At 55.1% G+C, this 16,601-nt stretch carries 15 protein-coding genes and 1 tRNA gene; 13 read left to right on the top strand and 3 right to left on the bottom strand.

Features of this window, described 5'->3' with window-relative positions; genetic code table 11:
* Positions 1-240: 240 nt before the first annotated feature.
* The 8 genes from D8M41_RS04040 (at position 241) to D8M41_RS04005 (ending at position 7,265) form a co-directional block, all read left to right on the top strand.
* Positions 241-329, top strand: a tRNA-Leu gene (locus D8M41_RS04040).
* Positions 330-583: 254 nt separating this feature from the next.
* Positions 584-1,432: a hypothetical protein gene (locus D8M41_RS04035; RefSeq protein ID WP_006887332.1), complete on the top strand. Its 849-nt coding sequence runs from the start codon at positions 584-586 to the stop codon at positions 1,430-1,432.
* A 96-nt stretch (positions 1,433-1,528) separates the two neighbouring features.
* The gene (locus tag D8M41_RS04030; RefSeq protein WP_006887103.1) at positions 1,529-2,941 is read left to right on the top strand and encodes an amidohydrolase; all 1,413 of its coding nucleotides are present in this window, start codon (positions 1,529-1,531) and stop codon (positions 2,939-2,941) included.
* A gap of 269 nt (positions 2,942-3,210) precedes the next feature.
* The gene (locus D8M41_RS04025; RefSeq protein WP_006887285.1) at positions 3,211-4,170 is read left to right on the top strand and encodes an L-lactate dehydrogenase; all 960 of its coding nucleotides are present in this window, start codon (positions 3,211-3,213) and stop codon (positions 4,168-4,170) included.
* A gap of 104 nt (positions 4,171-4,274) precedes the next feature.
* Entirely contained in the window at positions 4,275-4,556 is a 282-nt protein-coding gene (locus tag D8M41_RS04020) for a hypothetical protein (RefSeq protein WP_023133090.1), read from the top strand.
* A gap of 7 nt (positions 4,557-4,563) precedes the next feature.
* Entirely contained in the window at positions 4,564-5,319 is a 756-nt protein-coding gene (gene recO, locus D8M41_RS04015) for a DNA repair protein RecO (protein ID WP_006887252.1), read from the top strand.
* 52 nt (positions 5,320-5,371) lie between these two features.
* Entirely contained in the window at positions 5,372-6,157 is a 786-nt protein-coding gene (locus D8M41_RS04010) for an isoprenyl transferase (RefSeq protein ID WP_006887315.1), read from the top strand.
* A 19-nt stretch (positions 6,158-6,176) separates the two neighbouring features.
* Positions 6,177-7,265, top strand: coding sequence for a quinone-dependent dihydroorotate dehydrogenase (locus D8M41_RS04005; protein ID WP_006887115.1), 1,089 nt, complete (start codon positions 6,177-6,179; stop codon positions 7,263-7,265).
* A 63-nt stretch (positions 7,266-7,328) separates the two neighbouring features.
* Here the strand turns inward: D8M41_RS04005 and D8M41_RS04000 are convergent, their stop codons facing one another.
* Entirely contained in the window at positions 7,329-7,970 is a 642-nt protein-coding gene (locus tag D8M41_RS04000) for a DUF3043 domain-containing protein (protein WP_006887204.1), read from the bottom strand.
* 99 nt (positions 7,971-8,069) lie between these two features.
* Between D8M41_RS04000 and D8M41_RS03995 the strand changes: the two genes are divergently transcribed.
* From D8M41_RS03995 to D8M41_RS03975, 5 genes are all read left to right on the top strand, one after another.
* The gene (locus tag D8M41_RS03995; RefSeq protein ID WP_006887354.1) at positions 8,070-9,476 is read left to right on the top strand and encodes a M20/M25/M40 family metallo-hydrolase; all 1,407 of its coding nucleotides are present in this window, start codon (positions 8,070-8,072) and stop codon (positions 9,474-9,476) included.
* Between the two features lie 211 nt (positions 9,477-9,687).
* Positions 9,688-10,044 (top strand): HesB/IscA family protein, encoded by a 357-nt coding sequence (locus D8M41_RS03990; protein ID WP_006887213.1) that lies wholly within the window; start codon positions 9,688-9,690, stop codon positions 10,042-10,044.
* 245 nt (positions 10,045-10,289) lie between these two features.
* Positions 10,290-11,180, top strand: a complete 891-nt coding sequence (gene ctaC, locus D8M41_RS03985; RefSeq protein ID WP_037234421.1) for an aa3-type cytochrome oxidase subunit II — start codon at positions 10,290-10,292, stop codon at positions 11,178-11,180.
* 12 nt (positions 11,181-11,192) lie between these two features.
* Entirely contained in the window at positions 11,193-12,896 is a 1,704-nt protein-coding gene (ctaD, locus tag D8M41_RS03980) for an aa3-type cytochrome oxidase subunit I (protein ID WP_006887357.1), read from the top strand.
* 3 nt (positions 12,897-12,899) lie between these two features.
* Complete coding sequence (locus tag D8M41_RS03975) at positions 12,900-13,301, top strand: cytochrome c oxidase subunit 4 (protein ID WP_006887290.1); 402 nt, start codon at positions 12,900-12,902, stop codon at positions 13,299-13,301.
* A 491-nt stretch (positions 13,302-13,792) separates the two neighbouring features.
* Here the strand turns inward: D8M41_RS03975 and qcrB are convergent, their stop codons facing one another.
* Both qcrB and qcrA read right to left on the bottom strand, forming a co-directional pair.
* Positions 13,793-15,454: a cytochrome bc1 complex cytochrome b subunit gene (qcrB, locus tag D8M41_RS03970; protein ID WP_006887101.1), complete on the bottom strand. Its 1,662-nt coding sequence runs from the start codon at positions 15,452-15,454 to the stop codon at positions 13,793-13,795.
* Positions 15,454-16,563: a cytochrome bc1 complex Rieske iron-sulfur subunit gene (gene qcrA / locus D8M41_RS03965; RefSeq protein ID WP_006887145.1), complete on the bottom strand. Its 1,110-nt coding sequence runs from the start codon at positions 16,561-16,563 to the stop codon at positions 15,454-15,456. The genes qcrB and qcrA overlap by 1 nt, the downstream gene beginning before the upstream one ends.
* Between the last annotated feature and the right edge of the window lie 38 nt (positions 16,564-16,601).

Genomic DNA, 16,601 nt, shown 5'->3' with positions numbered 1-16,601 from the left:
GTCTCTATTCTAAGCTTCTGTGCGGCGAGGAAATGAGCGTGTCGAGACGGCGCGGTGCGGTACGGGTTAGAGTACGCCATAAACGGTGCGGGAAATTCGGGGCGGTCATGAAACCGCCCCACAACACCCCGCAAACAGTGGTGTATAACACGTCTATTTGATTTGCGCGGGTGCGGTAAAGCCCGTAAAGTATTACATGTTGCTGTGGGCGGCCACTCTGTGAAGGCCCACAAGTCACCTGCGCGGGTGGCGGAATAGGCAGACGCGCTAGCTTGAGGTGCTAGTCCTCGTATTAGAGGGTGGGGGTTCAAGTCCCCCCTCGCGCACCAAGACCTTGAATAGTTAAGGCAGAAAAGGGCCCCAGTAGTTACACTGGGGCCCTTTCTTATAGACCATGTTTTCATACCTGCTCACCTTATGCGCCTCACCCCCAATACATAACCCTAAGGCTAAACTGCATAGTTTGCGGCGGGAATCGTTGTCATGGATGCTTAAAAGTAGTTCTGACGAGAATCCAAAATTTCAGGCATATATCAGTTGCTAACCTGACAAAGAGAAACCACTAAAGATAGGGGTATTCCCGGTGAAAGCTTACGATATTACGTTTGATATTACGCCCCAGGACCCCACACGCACCTGGTCCTACGACCCCCAGAACAAAACACTAGTTGCCGATCAGGCGGCAGTGACCGAAGCAGGCTGGTTAGGCTCTCGCGGCCCAGGCATTAGTGACGAGCAGTGGCCGCGAAGCCCCCACACAGGGCTCCCCATGCAACACATCTTCACCCTGCACCTACCGGAACCATACCGCAGGCGCGGCCCCGAATACGTGGCGGTATCTTTCTTCGCGGGAGACTCGTGGGAAATCATCCAAGAAACACCCCCACTATTGCTGAAAGAACACAGCGACACCCCGCTCACAACGCAGCTGCGACAGTACCAGCCGCACCCAATGTTCCAAGAACTACACGACTCCTTAGGCGGTGTTTTTGGGCTCCTTTACCTAACCCGCGAAGAGTTCTCGGCCCGCAGCAACGGCCCCACCAACCCGTACCGGGAAGGTGAACAATTCATTATTCTTCCACCGCACCAGCGCACCCGGCTCTTCACCCAGTGGGGCGCCACCCACCCCATCCAAGCGCTCGGACTGGTATACCGCCCCGACCCGAATGCGGGAGTCCCGCCCGCCGATGACGGAATTAACGGATACGAAGACCCCTGGGACGAAGAAACCGGTGATTTTCGAAACTGGGCCGACCCGCTCTTCTCCAAATGCCACCTAGGCGGCACCGCCTTACCCGGACAGTCCCTACCGCCAAGGCTCAGCGCCTACTACCTGGAGATCACCGAGATGGGTGTTCTTGAATTCGGAGACTGCGGCAGTGCCCAAATCGATCTCGATAACAATGTTTTTGGCTGGGCCTGCGGCTAGAAGAACACCCCAAAAGCCTCCAATCTTCTGAAATCACACATCCCCGCACCTCCAGCCGCCCAACCTGCCGGAGGAAGCATCCGGTAGCGTAGAACTATGAACAGCAACCCACACCCTAACCTGAGCACACAATCCGCCGCACAAAAAACACCCGAAAAAACAGCACACCCCGGAAGTGAATTCCTCACTGCACTCACCGCCGAAACGGAACACCGTAAGGCAACAGCGCATCACAGCATCACCTCACGCCCCATTGACGAAGACTGCGGGTATGCGCACCTCAAACACGACATCGCCAAAGCTATTGCCGGGCGCAAAGAACAGCTCATACAACTGCTGCACGCCATCCACCAGAACCCCGAAACCGCCTACCAAGAACGGTACGCCTGCGCAGAGCTCACCCGAGCAGTACACGATGCTGGAATCGATGTGGAAACCCCCGTCTGCGGGCTGGACACCGCATTTGCCGCCACACTCCAATCCGCCAACTATGACCCCCGCAAACACCGCACCATCGCCATCCTCTCCGAATACGACGCCTTACCCGGTATCGGCCACGGCTGCGGACACAACGTGATCGCAGCTGCGGGCCTTGGCGCCTTTCTTGCGCTCGCCGACACCCTACAGAAAACCCCGGATGCGTTTAGCGGACGCATTATCTACCTGGGAACCCCCGCCGAGGAATCCGACGCCGGCAAAGAAAACATGGCACGTGCCGGAGCATTCGACACGGCGGATGCAGCCATTATGGTGCACCCGTATTTCATTGATGTAGCGGATCAGGCATGGCTAGGGCGACGTGAATGCCGCGTCACCTACTGCGGAATCAGCGCCCACGCCTCCTCCCACCCTTTTATGGGCCGCAACGCCCTAGACGCCGCAGCACTGGCCTACCAGGGGCTGGGGCTGTTACGCCAACAGCTGCCGGTCAGCGACCGCATCCACGCCATTATCGACAACGGGGGGCAGACCCCCAACCTCATCCCACAGACAGCAAGCCTGCACATTAATATCCGCTCCCGATACGCCCCCACCCTACGGGCACTCTCACACCGAATAGAAGACGTACTTCACGGTGCAGCACTCATGGCGGGCGTACAGGCCGATATCCACTGGGATTCCTCACCCATGACCATGCCAGTACGCTCCAACCAAACACTAGGGCAACGATGGGTACTGGCTCAACGCGAGATAGGGCGCAACCCATACCCGGCTGGAACCATCAGCGACACCCTAGCAGCATCCACCGACTTCGGGAACATTAGCCTGCGTCTACCAGGAATCCACCCGCTCATCCAGATAGCACCCGAAGGGACCGGCCTACACACCGCAGAATTCGCCGCCGCCGCACAATCACCCCGCGCCGAAGAAGCAGCACTTGACGGCGCCTACGGCCTAGCGGTGGTAGCACTTGATTTCCTCACAGATGATGCGCTCGCCGCTGACGTGCAGGCAGAATTTGAAAAGGCCGGGGGAGCGGTGCAGGTGCAAACATACTTCGACAGTTAAGAACCGTCACAAAACTGCCCTCACCTAACTCCACCCCACACAGGCGATCACCACAACACGCCAGCAGATTATCGCTTCTGTGACCTGCATGAAAAAGTCAATCCGCCCTTATATGGTTTTATGAGAGAAAAATCGGTTGTAGCACCATAAAGCCGCTACAAATCTCTAAAAAATCAAAAATAAAACCACACAAACCCTCAAAAATAGGGCATAATAGAACACAGGGAAACCCCCGCACTAACCCCTCACATCAACCGAGAGGAAAACCCATGAACGGCGAAACTCGACCCACCAAACTCGGCATCATCGGCGCAGGCGGCGTCGGTAGCGCAACCGCATACGCAGCCACCCTCCGCGGCTCAGCCAGCGAAATCGTGCTCTACGACATCGACGGCAAACGCGCCCACGCAGAAGCCCTCGACATCGCCCACGGCTCCATGTTCGCCCACGAAGCAAACATCATCGGCGGAAGCGAACTCGAAACCCTCAAAGACGCCGACATGATCATCATCACCGCCGGCGCACGCCAAGAACCCAACCAGCCCCGCATGGAACTCGCCGGAGCCAACGTCCGCATCCTCGAAAAACTCCTACCAGACCTCATGAGCGTCGCCCCCGGCGCCATCTACATGCTCGTCACCAACCCCTGCGACGTCCTCACCGTCGTCACCCAAAAAATCACCGGCCTACCCGCCAACCGAGTACTCTCCTCCGGCACCGTCCTCGACTCCTCCCGCCTACGCTGGCTCATCGCCGCCAAAGCAGGAGTATCCATTAAAAGCGTCCACGCCAACATCGTCGGCGAACACGGCGACTCCGAATTCCCCGTCTGGTCCGCCGCAAACATCGGCATGGTCCCCCTCACCGAATGGGAACACAACGGCCAGAAACTCTTCACCCAAGACGTACGCGACTCCCTCGCCCACGACGCAATGCGCGCCGCCTACAACGTCATCGCAGGCAAAGGCTCCACCAACTACGCCATCGGCGTCTCGGCCTCCCGCATCGCCGAAGCCTTCCTCCAAGGCCAAAACGCAGTACTACCCGTCTCCACCACCATGGCAGGAAAAATGTACGGCTTCAACAACGTCGCACTCTCCCTACCCTCCATCGTCAGCCGCGACGGCGTACAACGCGTCCTAGAAGTCCCCATGGACGACAACGAACACGCAAAACTACGCGCCTCCGCAGAAGCAATCCGAGCATCCCTCGACACCCTCGGACACTAACCACCCCATAACACCCCACTAGGCGCGCACCCACACCACAACGGGTGCGCGCCTGAACACACCACCCACACCACAACCCAAGACCAGTGGGATACAATAACACCATGAATAACAACCCCCACACCGAACTTGACCGCCTCATCACCGCACTCAAAAACCACCTTACCGCCGTCACCAACCGCAACGGCGAACACGACCCCGCCATCGACGAAGCCTACGTAGAAATCGCCAACGCCTTCGAAACCTACGAAAACGCCCTCTTCGAAGAACACAACGAAGTCACCCCCCTCGCCGTCTACGGAGATGACGACGACGAAGACCTCGAAGAACTCCTCACCAACGATGACAACACCTTCACCCCCGAAGACGACATCGACTACGAATAAACCCACAGTGAGCACCCCCAAAACCTACACCGACCACGCACTCATCCTCCGCACCCAAAACCTCGGCGAAGCAGACCGCATCATCATCATGCTCACCCGCAACAACGGCATCACCCACGCCGTTGCAAAATCAATCCGCAAACCCAACTCAAAATTCGGCGCCCGCCTCGAACCCTACATGCACGTAGCCCTCTCCCTCACCCAAGGGCGCAGCACACTCCGCACCATCACCCAAACCACCACACTCCACGCCTACACCGCCCCCATCATGGGCGACTACACCGCCTACACCACCGCAGCAGTCATCGCCGAAACCTGCGAAACCCTCACCACCAACACGCCCCCCGAAGAAACCCCACCCCACTACACCCTCACCCACGGTGCGCTCGCAGCCCTCGCCCACAAAAAACACCACCCGCACCACATCCTCGCACGCTACCTCACCCAAGCCATGCAACTAGCCGGATGGCCCCTCACCACCAACACCTGCATCCACTGCGGAACCCCAACCCCTACCAGCTACCACACCCCCCACGGCACACTCTGCCCCACCTGCGCCCACACCACCACAACACCCCTAACCCCACTCAACACCCAAGAAACCACCTACCTCAACGCCCTCACCACCGGCCACTGGGACACCATCGACAAAACCCCCACCCACACCACCCAAAAAATCCTCAACCTCATCCTCAACACCACCCAATACCACCTCGAAACCCCCCTCAAAACCCTCACCCACCTCGAAACCAAAACACCATAACCCCACACGGTACAATAACCCCAAGAAACCACACCCAACCTGAAAGACCCCAATGCCCATCAAACCCCCACCACACCCCACCGGAACAACCCCACCACCCATCCCCAAAAAATTCACCCCCCAACACGTCGCCATCGTCATGGACGGCAACGGACGCTGGGCCAACGAACGCGGACTCCCACGCAACGAAGGACACCGCGCAGGCGAAACCGCCCTACTCGACGTCGTCGCCGGAGCCATAGAAATGGGCATCCCCTACATCAGCGCCTACGCCTTCTCCACCGAAAACTGGAAACGCTCACCCAGCGAAGTCGCCTTCATCATGCGATTCTCCACCGAAGTCCTCAACCGCCAACTCGAAACCCTCAAATCCTGGGGAGTACGCATCCGCTGGGCAGGCCGCCGCCCCAAACTCTGGAAAAACGTCATCGAACAACTCGAACAATGCGAACGCGAAACCCGTAACAACACCATCTGCACCCTCACCATGTGCGTCAACTACGGCGGACGTGCCGAAATCGCAGACGCCGCCGCAGCCATCGCCCGCGACGTACAAGCAGGCACCCTCAAACCCAACGCCATCACCGAAAAAACCTTCCAAAAATACCTCGACGAACCAGACCTACCCGATGTAGACCTCTTCCTCCGCTCCTCCGGAGAACAACGCATCTCCAACTTCCTCCTCTGGCAAAGCGCCTACGCCGAAATGGTCTTCATGAACGTACTCTGGCCAGACGTAGACCGCCGCACCCTCTACAAAGCCGTCGAAGAATACGCCCACCGCGACCGCCGATACGGAGGCGCCACCGACAAAATACCCGCACAAACCACCAACTAACCACCCCAAGGAGCACACCATGCGACTCTACCCAACCTTCTTCAAACTCTTCTTCGCAAGCATGGACCCAGAAAAAGCCCACCACATCGGCCTCTGGGGCATCCAAACCCTCAAAAACACCGGCATCACCCGAGCCCTCAAACACTACCTCCAACCCCACCCCGACCTACAAACCACCGCCATGGGGCTCACCTTCCCCTCACCCTTCGGTATCGCCGCAGGCTTCGACAAAGGCGGCAAAGCTATCCCTGCGCTCGCTGCCCTCGGATTCGGTCATATTGAAATCGGAACCGTCACTGCACAAGCCCAACCTGGGAACCCTCAGCCCCGCCTCTTCCGCCTCATCGAAGATAAAGCCGTCATTAACCGCATGGGATTTAACAACGATGGCGCCGCAGCAGTAGGGCCCCGCGTCGCAGCTGCCCGTGCCGACCTCGAAACCGAATACCCCGCCCAAACCCGGCCCCTCATCGGTGTCAATATCGGCAAAACCAAAACCGTAGAACTCGATAACGCTATCGACGACTACCTCATCTCTACCCGTACCCTCGCGCCCCAAGCCGACTACCTTGCCGTCAACGTCAGTTCACCCAACACCCCAGGACTGCGTTCCCTCCAATCTATTGAGGCACTCCGTCCGCTCCTACAATCCGTACGGGAAGAAGCTGACCGTGTCTCACCCCACCGCCACATACCGCTCACCGTCAAAATCGCGCCCGACCTGGCAGACGAAGACATTATCGCAGTCGCCCAACTTGCTGAAGAACTACAACTTGACGGCATTATCGCCACCAACACCACCATCGCCCGCGATGGACTTGGCCTACGCAGCCCCAAAACCAAAATCACCACTATTGGCGCGGGCGGACTTTCCGGTGAACCGCTTAAAACCCGTTCCCTCGAAGTACTACGCCTGCTCAAACAGGAGCTTGGCGACACCATCACCATTATCTCTGTTGGCGGAGTCACCACCGCCCGCGACGTCCAAGACCGCCTTAATGCTGGCGCGGACCTCGTCCAAGGCTACACTGCTTTCCTCTACGAAGGCCCCCTCTGGGCAGCCCACATTAATCGCGGACTTCTCAAACTCCGCCGCAAAAACTCCTAAACTAATACACAAAAGGCTCCCGCCATCACCGGCGGGAGCCTCACATATCATCCAATAAAAACTCTAAAACTTCGGGTATTCACCATACTTGACCCGAGGCGCGGGCTGACGCAGACGACGGATCATGCTAACCCGCCCAAAAATATACGACACACTACCGCGCTGGGCCTCACCAAACTTACCTACCAAAATACCTTTCAGCTTGCGCCACAAAAACCACAGGTCCAACGCAAAAAGAAAAAGATAGCCATACATGATATACACTGTGGCCGTGTACACCTGCGGTGCGAAACTCAACTGTGTCCCCGCAAAAATAAGCCCAATCAGCAGGCACCCGCCCAGCACATATAACATATAGTCACCAACATTACGCCGAGCATCTACATAATCCCGTACAAACCGCCGCTGCCTGCCCTGATGCTGCGCCGGTAAATATTTCTCATACTTCTCATCACCAGTACGCAACGCATGAGCGTGCAACTTACGATCCTGTGCCCTCTGCTCTCGCTGAGCCTCCTTAGCGGCCTGACGATCACCACCAACAATAGGCTTACGGCGAGCAGCCTCACGCTCCTTACGCGACGGTGTAGGACGCCCCTTCGGAGCGGTGTAACCAGAATTCTTTGAAACCTGAGGTTCTGCCTCTTCAACCGGTTCAACAGCCTCAATAGGAGACTTCTCAACTTTACTTTTACGACCAAACACCCTACCAGAATATCGAAAATTCGGGCCCCTGCCGAATACTCCATAACCCGGCCTCCAAAAAATCAACAACACAAGCCCCACAGGCGTATGGTTAGAAACATGAACACTACAACCCATACCTTCCCTCACCGGGCAGCCCTCGAAACCGCGATCACCACACGATTCAACGAAACCCTCAACGAGCTCGCCAGCCTCGTTGCCATACCCTCCATCGCCTGGGAAGCATACGATTTATCCCAAGTACACCGCAGCGCCGAAGCCGTGCGTGAACTGGCGCTTGCCGCTGGGTTCGACGAAGCGCACGTTCTGAGCGCCACATATGACGATGAGACCGGTACACAACGTGAGGGGATGCCCGCAGTCATCGCTTCGAAACCAGCAGCGCCCGGATACCCAACGATTCTGTTATACGCTCACCATGATGTACAACCCACTGGGGAGCGTAAGCTGTGGCAGACAGACCCTTTCGCGGCAACCCGTAAAGGGGAGAGGCTATACGGACGCGGGGCTGCTGACGACAAAGCTGGGGTGCTGTTGCACCTAGCTGCATTCCGCGCCGTTCGTGAAGTTTTAGGAGAGCATTTTAAAGCAGGGGTGAAACTCTTCATTGAAGGGGAGGAAGAAGCAGGGTCCCCTTCTTTCACGTCTTTTATCAGCACCTATCGTGAGCAGCTCGCTGCAGACTATATTATCGTTGCCGATTCCGCGAACTGGCGTGCTGGAATCCCGGCGCTGACCACATCACTGCGGGGTGTCGCCAGCGGCGATATTGAAGTGCGCACGGGGAGCCATGCAGTACACTCCGGTATCTTCGGTGGCCCCTACCTTGACGCTCACACCGTTATGGCCCGTCTTATCGCTACGCTGCACACCGATGACGGTTCGGTAGCGGTGAATGGGCTAGTGCGCCTTAACGACTCTGCTTTAGAATACGCTGAAGAAGACTTCCGGGCCGATTCTGGGATTCTGGACAGTGTTTCTCTGGCTGGGCACGGGCCGATAACGTCGCGGCTGTGGCATCAGCCCGCGATCTCTGTAATTGGTATGGACATACCGTCTATCGCCGAATCCTCAAACACTCTCGCAGCACTCTCCCGGGCCCGGATCAGCACACGCCTTGCACCAGGGGATACTCCCGAGCATGCGCATCAGATGCTGGCGGAGCATCTGGCGGCGCACGCCCCCTTTGGTGCTGAAGTGAGCTACACTCCGGTGGATTCCGGATTACCATTTGCTGCAGACACCCAACAGGAAGGGGCAAAACTGGCTTTGGCGGCTATGCGCAGCGCTTGGGAAGAGGAGCCTGTACAGACTGGTATGGGCGGCTCTATCCCGTTTATCTCAGACCTAAAATCGGTATTCCCAGAGTCTCAGATTCTTATCACAGGAGTTGAAGACCCCGATACACGGGCACATAGCGCTAATGAATCGCTGTATATACCTGATTTCAAGCGCGGTATCCTTGCGGAAGCACTCATGATAAGCGAGTTATGCTCCGCTAAATAAGCCCGCAGATCGCTGTGAGCCTGGGGAGCGGGGAGCATTCTGTTGTTTTCCTCACCCTCCTCGGCGTTGGTGTTGACAATATTGGTATCCTGAGAGCGTATGCAATCTCACGCCCCCGGCGAACTTGGGATGCCCTATGTTGTCGGACGAAGGCAGCGGGCGTAACGTTATCCCTAAATATGCCTTATCTGGGCAGAGGAAAGGACAGGAAATGACTGAAGCTGTAGCAACTGAGCTTCCCACCCACGGCGTGAACCTCACCGAAGTCGCACAGAACAAGGTGCGTACGCTCCTAGAGCAGGAAGGCCGCACTGACTTGCGTCTGCGCATAGCTGTTCAGCCTGGTGGCTGCTCAGGCCTTATCTACCAGCTGTACTTTGACGAGCGTGTGCTCGACGGCGATGCCGTACGCGACTATGAGGGCGTGCAGGTTATCGTTGATAAAATGAGTGCTCCATACTTGGATGGCTCAACTATTGATTTTGAAGATACGATTGAGAAGCAGGGTTTTTCCATCGACAACCCGAACGCGGCTGGCTCATGTGCCTGTGGCGATTCGTTCCACTAGAACTCTGCTCGTATCGTGCTTAATTTTATAAAGTCATAATAGGTTCCCGTACCGAGTGTACGGGGGCCTATTGACGTTAAAATTCTGTAATTTTTCAGGAAACTCACAAATTCACTGACAGAGTGTCAGCGTATCGGGGAAAATCGCGGTAAGCTCTAAGAGACAAGTTTTTATGAAAACTGCCGAAATCCATCACCTGGTGGGCTTCGGCTTAGCACACACCGTAAGAACAGGAAGGGCCGTCTGTGAGTTCGCAGCATCGAACCGGCAGTCACACACCAAAGAGCCTCAGCCTTTTCGGGCTTGGGACTTCAATGGTGCTGCTTGTGACTGGTTGTTCAATGGATAGGGCATCTGTCGGTTGGCTGCCGGTAAAACCTGGCCAGCCGGCAACCGATAATGCCGAGAACCTTATGCATCTTTGGGTTGGGACCTGGGCAGCTGCTCTTGTCGTTGGCCTTATAACTTGGGGCCTGATGCTATGGTGTATCATCGCCTACCGCCGCCGGAAGAATGAAACCGGCTACCCGCGTCAGCTTAGTTATCATCTGCCGTTGGAGGTTTTCTACACCTTCGTCCCGGTTGTTTTGATCGTGAGTATGTTTACTTTCTCAGACCGGGTGGAGCGTCAGGTGACCGCACCCAAATCCGGTTCGGATCGCCAGGTAAGTGTTGAAGTCTACGGTAAACAGTGGGCGTGGGATTTCAACTATACCGATGCGAATGTGCATGTTACCGGTGTACAGGCACACCTGGACGGTAGTGAAGGCAAAGAGGCCGCTTTGCCCACCCTGTATTTGCCTGCTAATTCCAACGTTGATATCACTCTTAAATCCCGTGATGTTATTCACTCATTCTGGGTGCCTGCATTCCTTGAGAAGCGAGACACTATTCCTGGGATGACGAACCACATCTATATCACCACTAAGGAGCCTGGCGACTACAAGGGTAAGTGCGCTGAGCTTTGTGGTGAGTACCACTCTGAGATGCTTTTTAATGTGAAGGTTGTTTCCCGAGAGGACTACGATAAGTACATTGAGTCCTTGAAACAAAACCCGGAAAACCAGGGTGTTGTTGGTGACGAATACAACCGTAACCCCAACCAGAACGCGACTCCGCGTCCCGCAGACAAGTAAATGAGGTGAACCGTGACTACCCTCGAGTATTCAACTGAGAGTGCGACTACCGTTGCGCCGCGTGTGGTTCCGAAGTCCAAGGGGCGCATCTTCGTCAATTGGATTACCTCCACCGACCACAAGACCATCGGGTACATGTACCTGATTGCCGCCTTTATTTTCTTCTGCATGGGCGGCACCATGGCGTTGCTAATGCGCATTGAGCTTTTCGAACCTGGTATGCAGATTCTGCAGACCAAGGAACAGTTCAACCAGCTTTTCACAATGCACGGCACGCTGATGCTGCTCATGTTCGGCACCCCACTTTTTACTGGGTTGGCTAATGTGCTTATCCCACTGCAAATTGGCGCTCCGGATGTTGCGTTTCCGCGGCTGAATGCCTTGGCCTTCTGGTTCTTCCTGTTTGGCTCATTGGTTGCTATCGCGGGCTTTATTACCCCACAGGGTGCAGCGTCCTTCGGCTGGTTCGCGTATGTTCCGTTGAACAGCACCACTTACAGCCCATCTGTAGGCGGTGACCTATGGGTCTTTGGCCTGGCACTGCAAGGCTTTGGCACCATTATGGGTGCGGTGAACTTCATTACCACTATTGTGGCAATGCGCGCACCCGGCATGACCATGTGGCGCATGTCTGTGTTTACGTGGACAACGCTGATTACCTCCATCTTGATTATTATGATCTTCCCGCCGCTGGCCTCAGCGCTGTTCGCGCTTGGTATGGATCGCCGTTTTGGTGGCCATATCTTCGATCCCGAGAACGGGGGAGCGGTCCTCTGGCAGCACCTCTTCTGGTTCTTCGGGCACCCAGAAGTGTATGTGCTTGCCCTGCCGTTCTTTGGCGTGACCTCAGAGATTATTCCGGTGTTCTCCCGTAAGCCAATCTTTGGGTACAAGGGTCTGGTTACAGCAACGATCGCCATTGCGGGCCTGTCTGTGACTGTGTGGGCCCACCACATGTATGTGACCGGTGCGATTATGCTCCCGTTCTTCTCATTCATGACCATGATGATTGGTGTTCCAACCGGTGTGAAGTTTTTCAACTGGATTGGGACTATGTGGCAGGGGTCTATTACTTTCGAAACTCCGCTGCTGTGGATTTTCGGATTCTTGGTTACCTTCCTGTATGGCGGTCTCACCGGCATTATCCTTGCCACCCCGCCGTTGGATTTCCACATCTCCGACACTTACTTCGTGGTTGCACACTTCCACTACGTGATTTTTGGAACCATTGTTTTTGGTATGTTTGGTGCATTCTACTTCTGGTGGCCAAAATTCACTGGCAAGATGCTCAACGAACGGATCGGTAAGATTCACTTCTGGCTGGTATTCTTCGGGTTCCACGCGACCTTCTTGATTCAGCACTGGGTTGGCGTTGATGGTATGCCTCGTCGATACGCTGACTATCTGCCCGAAGACGGTTTCACCTGGATGAACCAGTTCTCAACTGTTGGATCCATGATTCTTGCCGTTTCAATGATTCCCTGGTTCTGGAATGTTTACATTACTGCTCGGTATGCTCCGAAAGTCGAGGTAGACGATCCCTGGGGATTCGGCGGATCTCTCGAATGGGCGACTTCTTGTCCTCCGCCCCGCCACAACTTTACTGCATTGCCTCGTATCCGTTCCGAACGCCCGGCTCTAGACCTACATCATCCCGAGCTTTCAACGAATCATGATGTTGCCGCTGCAGCTCTTGCAGCACAGAAGGGAGAGTAAACCGTGAAAGTTCTCGGGAAGGTCTTCCTGTACCTTGGTATATTCTTTATTCCTGTTGGAATTATTTATGGGTTTATGACCAATTTTGATGAGTGGGCCGGGTTTCCCGCGCTCCTCGTGACGGGGCTCATGTGCTTCTTCTTGGCTTTCTTCCTCATGTTTACTGAAAAGAAGCTAGGAAGCCAACCCATGGATAACTACACGGGTGAAATCGCTGAGAGTGCTGGTGAGTATGGGTTCTACTCACCGTGGTCGTGGTGGCCCTTCGCCATTGGTGTTGCCTGTATGTTTGTTGTGCTGGGTGCCGCCATTGCCTGGTGGGTTGTACTCATTGCCATCCCGTTTGCTGCAGCAGCAGTAATCGGCTGGGTCTACGAGTATAGCCGTGGTGACCACGCACACTAAATAATAACCGCGCGCCTTTTATACTGAAGGACTGCCGCAGCTTAGAACCCCCGGGTAGGCTCAGAGCTTTCTGAGCCTACCCGGGGGTTTTGTTTACCTGTTAACAGTGATGGATGCGCCTATTCTTTAAGAACCAATGCGGGCACGCTAAAGGATGTGGAGCTACGGGATCATGTAGAACCTCTGCAGAAGCCCGCAGCAGGTCATATAACGAAGCAGTAAGAAACGGCAAGGAGATTCCTTCCATCTCCTGAGAATGGCTTCAGAGAGTACCATCCTGGGTGTGTATTAGAAACTGGTTTCTAGGTCTTTTACGGAGACAATACGGCCCGCTGAGATATTCATTCTTGTATAAGGCTTTACAATAAACCCGCTGAGCCTTAATCCCACCCCTGCTATAAAAGGGGAGAGGATAAGCAAACATAGGGGTATACAAACGTGGGGTTCCTGCCCTTACAGCAGGAACCCCACGTTCGGTATGTGAACCGTACTTATTGGTTCAGTTCAGACTTAGGCGAGCTACCCTCCACCTCGCGTTCATTATGCTCATGGTGAGCACTTTCTAGCTCTTGCGGGGTAACCGGCAGAACTCGGTCGGTGAAGAAGAACTTAGAAAGACCACCACGTAGTTTCTCAACAGGGGTAACCTTACCCTTGGCATTCGGCTGAGCCGGTAGAACAGCGGGGGACTCGAAGCTCACCAGCTTGTACCGGCGGTACTCGTCCAGAGGCTTATGAACCTCAATAAACTCACCGTGAGGAAGCTGAACTACCTGGCCCGTCTCAATACCGTGCAGAACAAGTTCACGGTCCTTACGCTGCAACGAGAGGCAGATACGGCGAGTAATCTCAAATCCAAGCACCGGTCCCACAAAGAATAGGGCACGCAGAACGTACGCCACGTCATTGAGAGAAACATGGAAGTGAGTTGCGATCAGATCCGAGGAAGCCGCGATCATAAGCACCGAATAATAGATGATACCCGCAACACCAGCTGCGGTGCGGAATGGCGCGTTACGTGGGCGATCCAGGATATTGTGGACGCGGTCATCCTTCGTCACCCAACGCTCAATCCAAGGCCAAGTGAACAGGAAACCCATCAGCAGGCCCGCCAACGCAAACGGTAGAAGCACGTTCAGTACCCAGGTTCCTCCTGCCTGGATTTCCCACGGGAACGGCCACACACCGGGCCATAAACGTAATGCACCATCACCGAAACCAACATACCAGTCAGGCTGAGTACCCGCCTGCACCGGTGAGGGGTCATACGGTCCGTAGTTCCAGATAGCGTTAATGGTGAATGTTGAGGCCAAGAACGCAATAATGCCAAACACAATAAAGAAGAAACCACCGGCTTTAGCAGCGTAAACTGGGCCAACCGGGAAGCCAACAACATTATCATTAGTGCGGCCCGGACCCGGGTACTGGGTGTGCTTGTGGAGCACAACCATGAACATATGAATGCCCACGCACAACAGAAGGGTGGCGGGGATAATCATAATGTGCAGGGTGTAGAGGCGCCCAATAATATGCTCACCGGGGAACTCGCCACCGAAGAAGAAGAGCGATGCATAGGTGCCAATAAGCGGAATTGACTTCATAATGCCGTCAATAATGCGCAAACCGTTGCCAGAGAGCACATCATCCGGCAGGGAATAGCCGGTGAAGCCAGCCAAGATACCCACCACAAAAAGCACGCATCCCACAACCCAGTTCAGCTCGCGGGGGCGACGGAAAGCACCTGTGAAGAAAACACGGAGCATATGGATGCAGATGGCCAGCATGAACATGAGCGCTGCCCAGTGGTGGATCTGCCGTAGCAGTAGTCCGCCTCGCACATCAAAGGAAATGTCGAGGGTGGAGGCAAACGCCACCGACATTTCTGTACCCTTCATCGGAACATAGGAGCCATCATAGGTGACAGCAGCCGTGGAAGGATTAAACCAGAAAGTAAGAAAAGTGCCGGAGATAAGCAGAATGACGAGGCTGTATAGGGCAACCTCACCAAACATAAATGACCAGTGGTCGGGGAAGATTTTTCGACCAAATTCTTTCACAACGCCTGAGAGACCAACACGGGTATCTACGAAGTTAGCGATGCGCCCGGTACCGGTTTTAGCTTTATATTCGTAGCCGGTCTGAGTAGCAGACATTACTTCTGTCCCTCCTTCTCACGTTCGGTGCGCATCTGCTCAATTTGTGCGCCACGTTCCCAGTACGCGGGACCAACCGGCTCGTGGAAGTCGCTTTGGGCGACAAGGTAGCCGTTGCTGTCAACAGTAATGGGAAGCTGAGGAAGCGCATGCCCTGCAGGGCCGAAAACGACCTTGCATTCATCCGCAGCATCAAAAGTTGACTGGTGGCACGGGCACAACAGGTGGTGAGTGCGCTGCTCGTACAGGGCGATAGGGCAACCCACATGGGTGCACACCTTGGAGTAGGCGACGATACCATCCACATGCCAGTTTTTACGTTCCTCAGAGATTTTCATCTCCTGCGGGTCAAGACGCATGAGCAGAACCACTGCTTTTGCTTTCTCCTCCAGGTAGCCGTTTTCGTGGCTAAGCGAGGACAAAGTCTCGGGGAGCACATGGTACGCGGAACCGATGGTCACATCCGCTGCCTTAATGGGGGTTCCGGATGGGTCTCGAACCAACCGCACGCCCTTATCCCACATGGTGCGTTTGAGTACCGAAGGATCCGCAGGCCCTAGGTCACGGAAGAACGTCACGAAAGTTAACGGTGCCAGAATAACCGAACCAATGAGTGTGTTACGCAGAAGCGGGCGGCGTTTAATGCCAGATTCGTCTACGATCGTTTCAACAATTTCGGTGGCCTCAGCCCGATCCTCTTCAGGGCGCAGATCGTGACGTTCTTCGACAAGCTCATGGTCAGGCATGAGGGTACGGGCCCAATGGACCACACCAATACCAATACCAAACATTGCAAAGGCAATACCAAGACCTAGCAGCAGGTTCTGCAACTGCAATTTGCTGGTGGGCTCGGTGTTGTTAACATCGTAAAAATTACCTTCAGCTGATATGCCGAAGTATGCGACCCAAAAGAGCAAAGAGCCAAGCATCGATAGTACGAAGAGAAGGATGACTTGACGTTCTGCGCCTTTAGCACGCTTAGGGTCTACGTCTGTTAGACGTGGACGGTGAGGAGGCAGCCCCGGGTTGCGAAACTGCTCCTCTGATTCCTCTGAAGAGGTAACTACGGCTGAGCCTTGGGCTTTTGTGCCGTCACTATGGTTTCCCATTGTGTTGCCTCAAATCTTTTTCTGTACGAGTAGTGTGT

It is taken from the genome of Rothia sp. HSID18069, from assembly GCF_003989155.1.
Classification (GTDB): domain Bacteria; phylum Actinomycetota; class Actinomycetes; order Actinomycetales; family Micrococcaceae; genus Rothia; species Rothia aeria.
Note: the sequence above shows the minus strand (reverse complement) of the source record. Positions and strands in the feature narration are given on the sequence as shown.

Bases quoted from the DNA above. Each gene is read 5' to 3' on its own strand.
- qcrA (WP_006887145.1), bottom strand. From the start codon at position 16,563: ATGGGAAACCATAGTGACGGCACAAAAGCCCAAGGCTCAGCCGTAGTT.
- D8M41_RS04025 (WP_006887285.1), top strand. From the start codon at position 3,211: ATGAACGGCGAAACTCGACCCACCAAACTCGGCATCATCGGCGCAGGC.
- qcrB (WP_006887101.1), bottom strand. From the start codon at position 15,454: ATGTCTGCTACTCAGACCGGCTACGAATATAAAGCTAAAACCGGTACC.
- D8M41_RS04010 (WP_006887315.1), top strand. From the start codon at position 5,372: ATGCCCATCAAACCCCCACCACACCCCACCGGAACAACCCCACCACCC.
- D8M41_RS04005 (WP_006887115.1), top strand. From the start codon at position 6,177: ATGCGACTCTACCCAACCTTCTTCAAACTCTTCTTCGCAAGCATGGAC.
- D8M41_RS03990 (WP_006887213.1), top strand. From the start codon at position 9,688: ATGACTGAAGCTGTAGCAACTGAGCTTCCCACCCACGGCGTGAACCTC.
- D8M41_RS03995 (WP_006887354.1), top strand. From the start codon at position 8,070: ATGAACACTACAACCCATACCTTCCCTCACCGGGCAGCCCTCGAAACC.
- D8M41_RS04020 (WP_023133090.1), top strand. From the start codon at position 4,275: ATGAATAACAACCCCCACACCGAACTTGACCGCCTCATCACCGCACTC.
- D8M41_RS04030 (WP_006887103.1), top strand. From the start codon at position 1,529: ATGAACAGCAACCCACACCCTAACCTGAGCACACAATCCGCCGCACAA.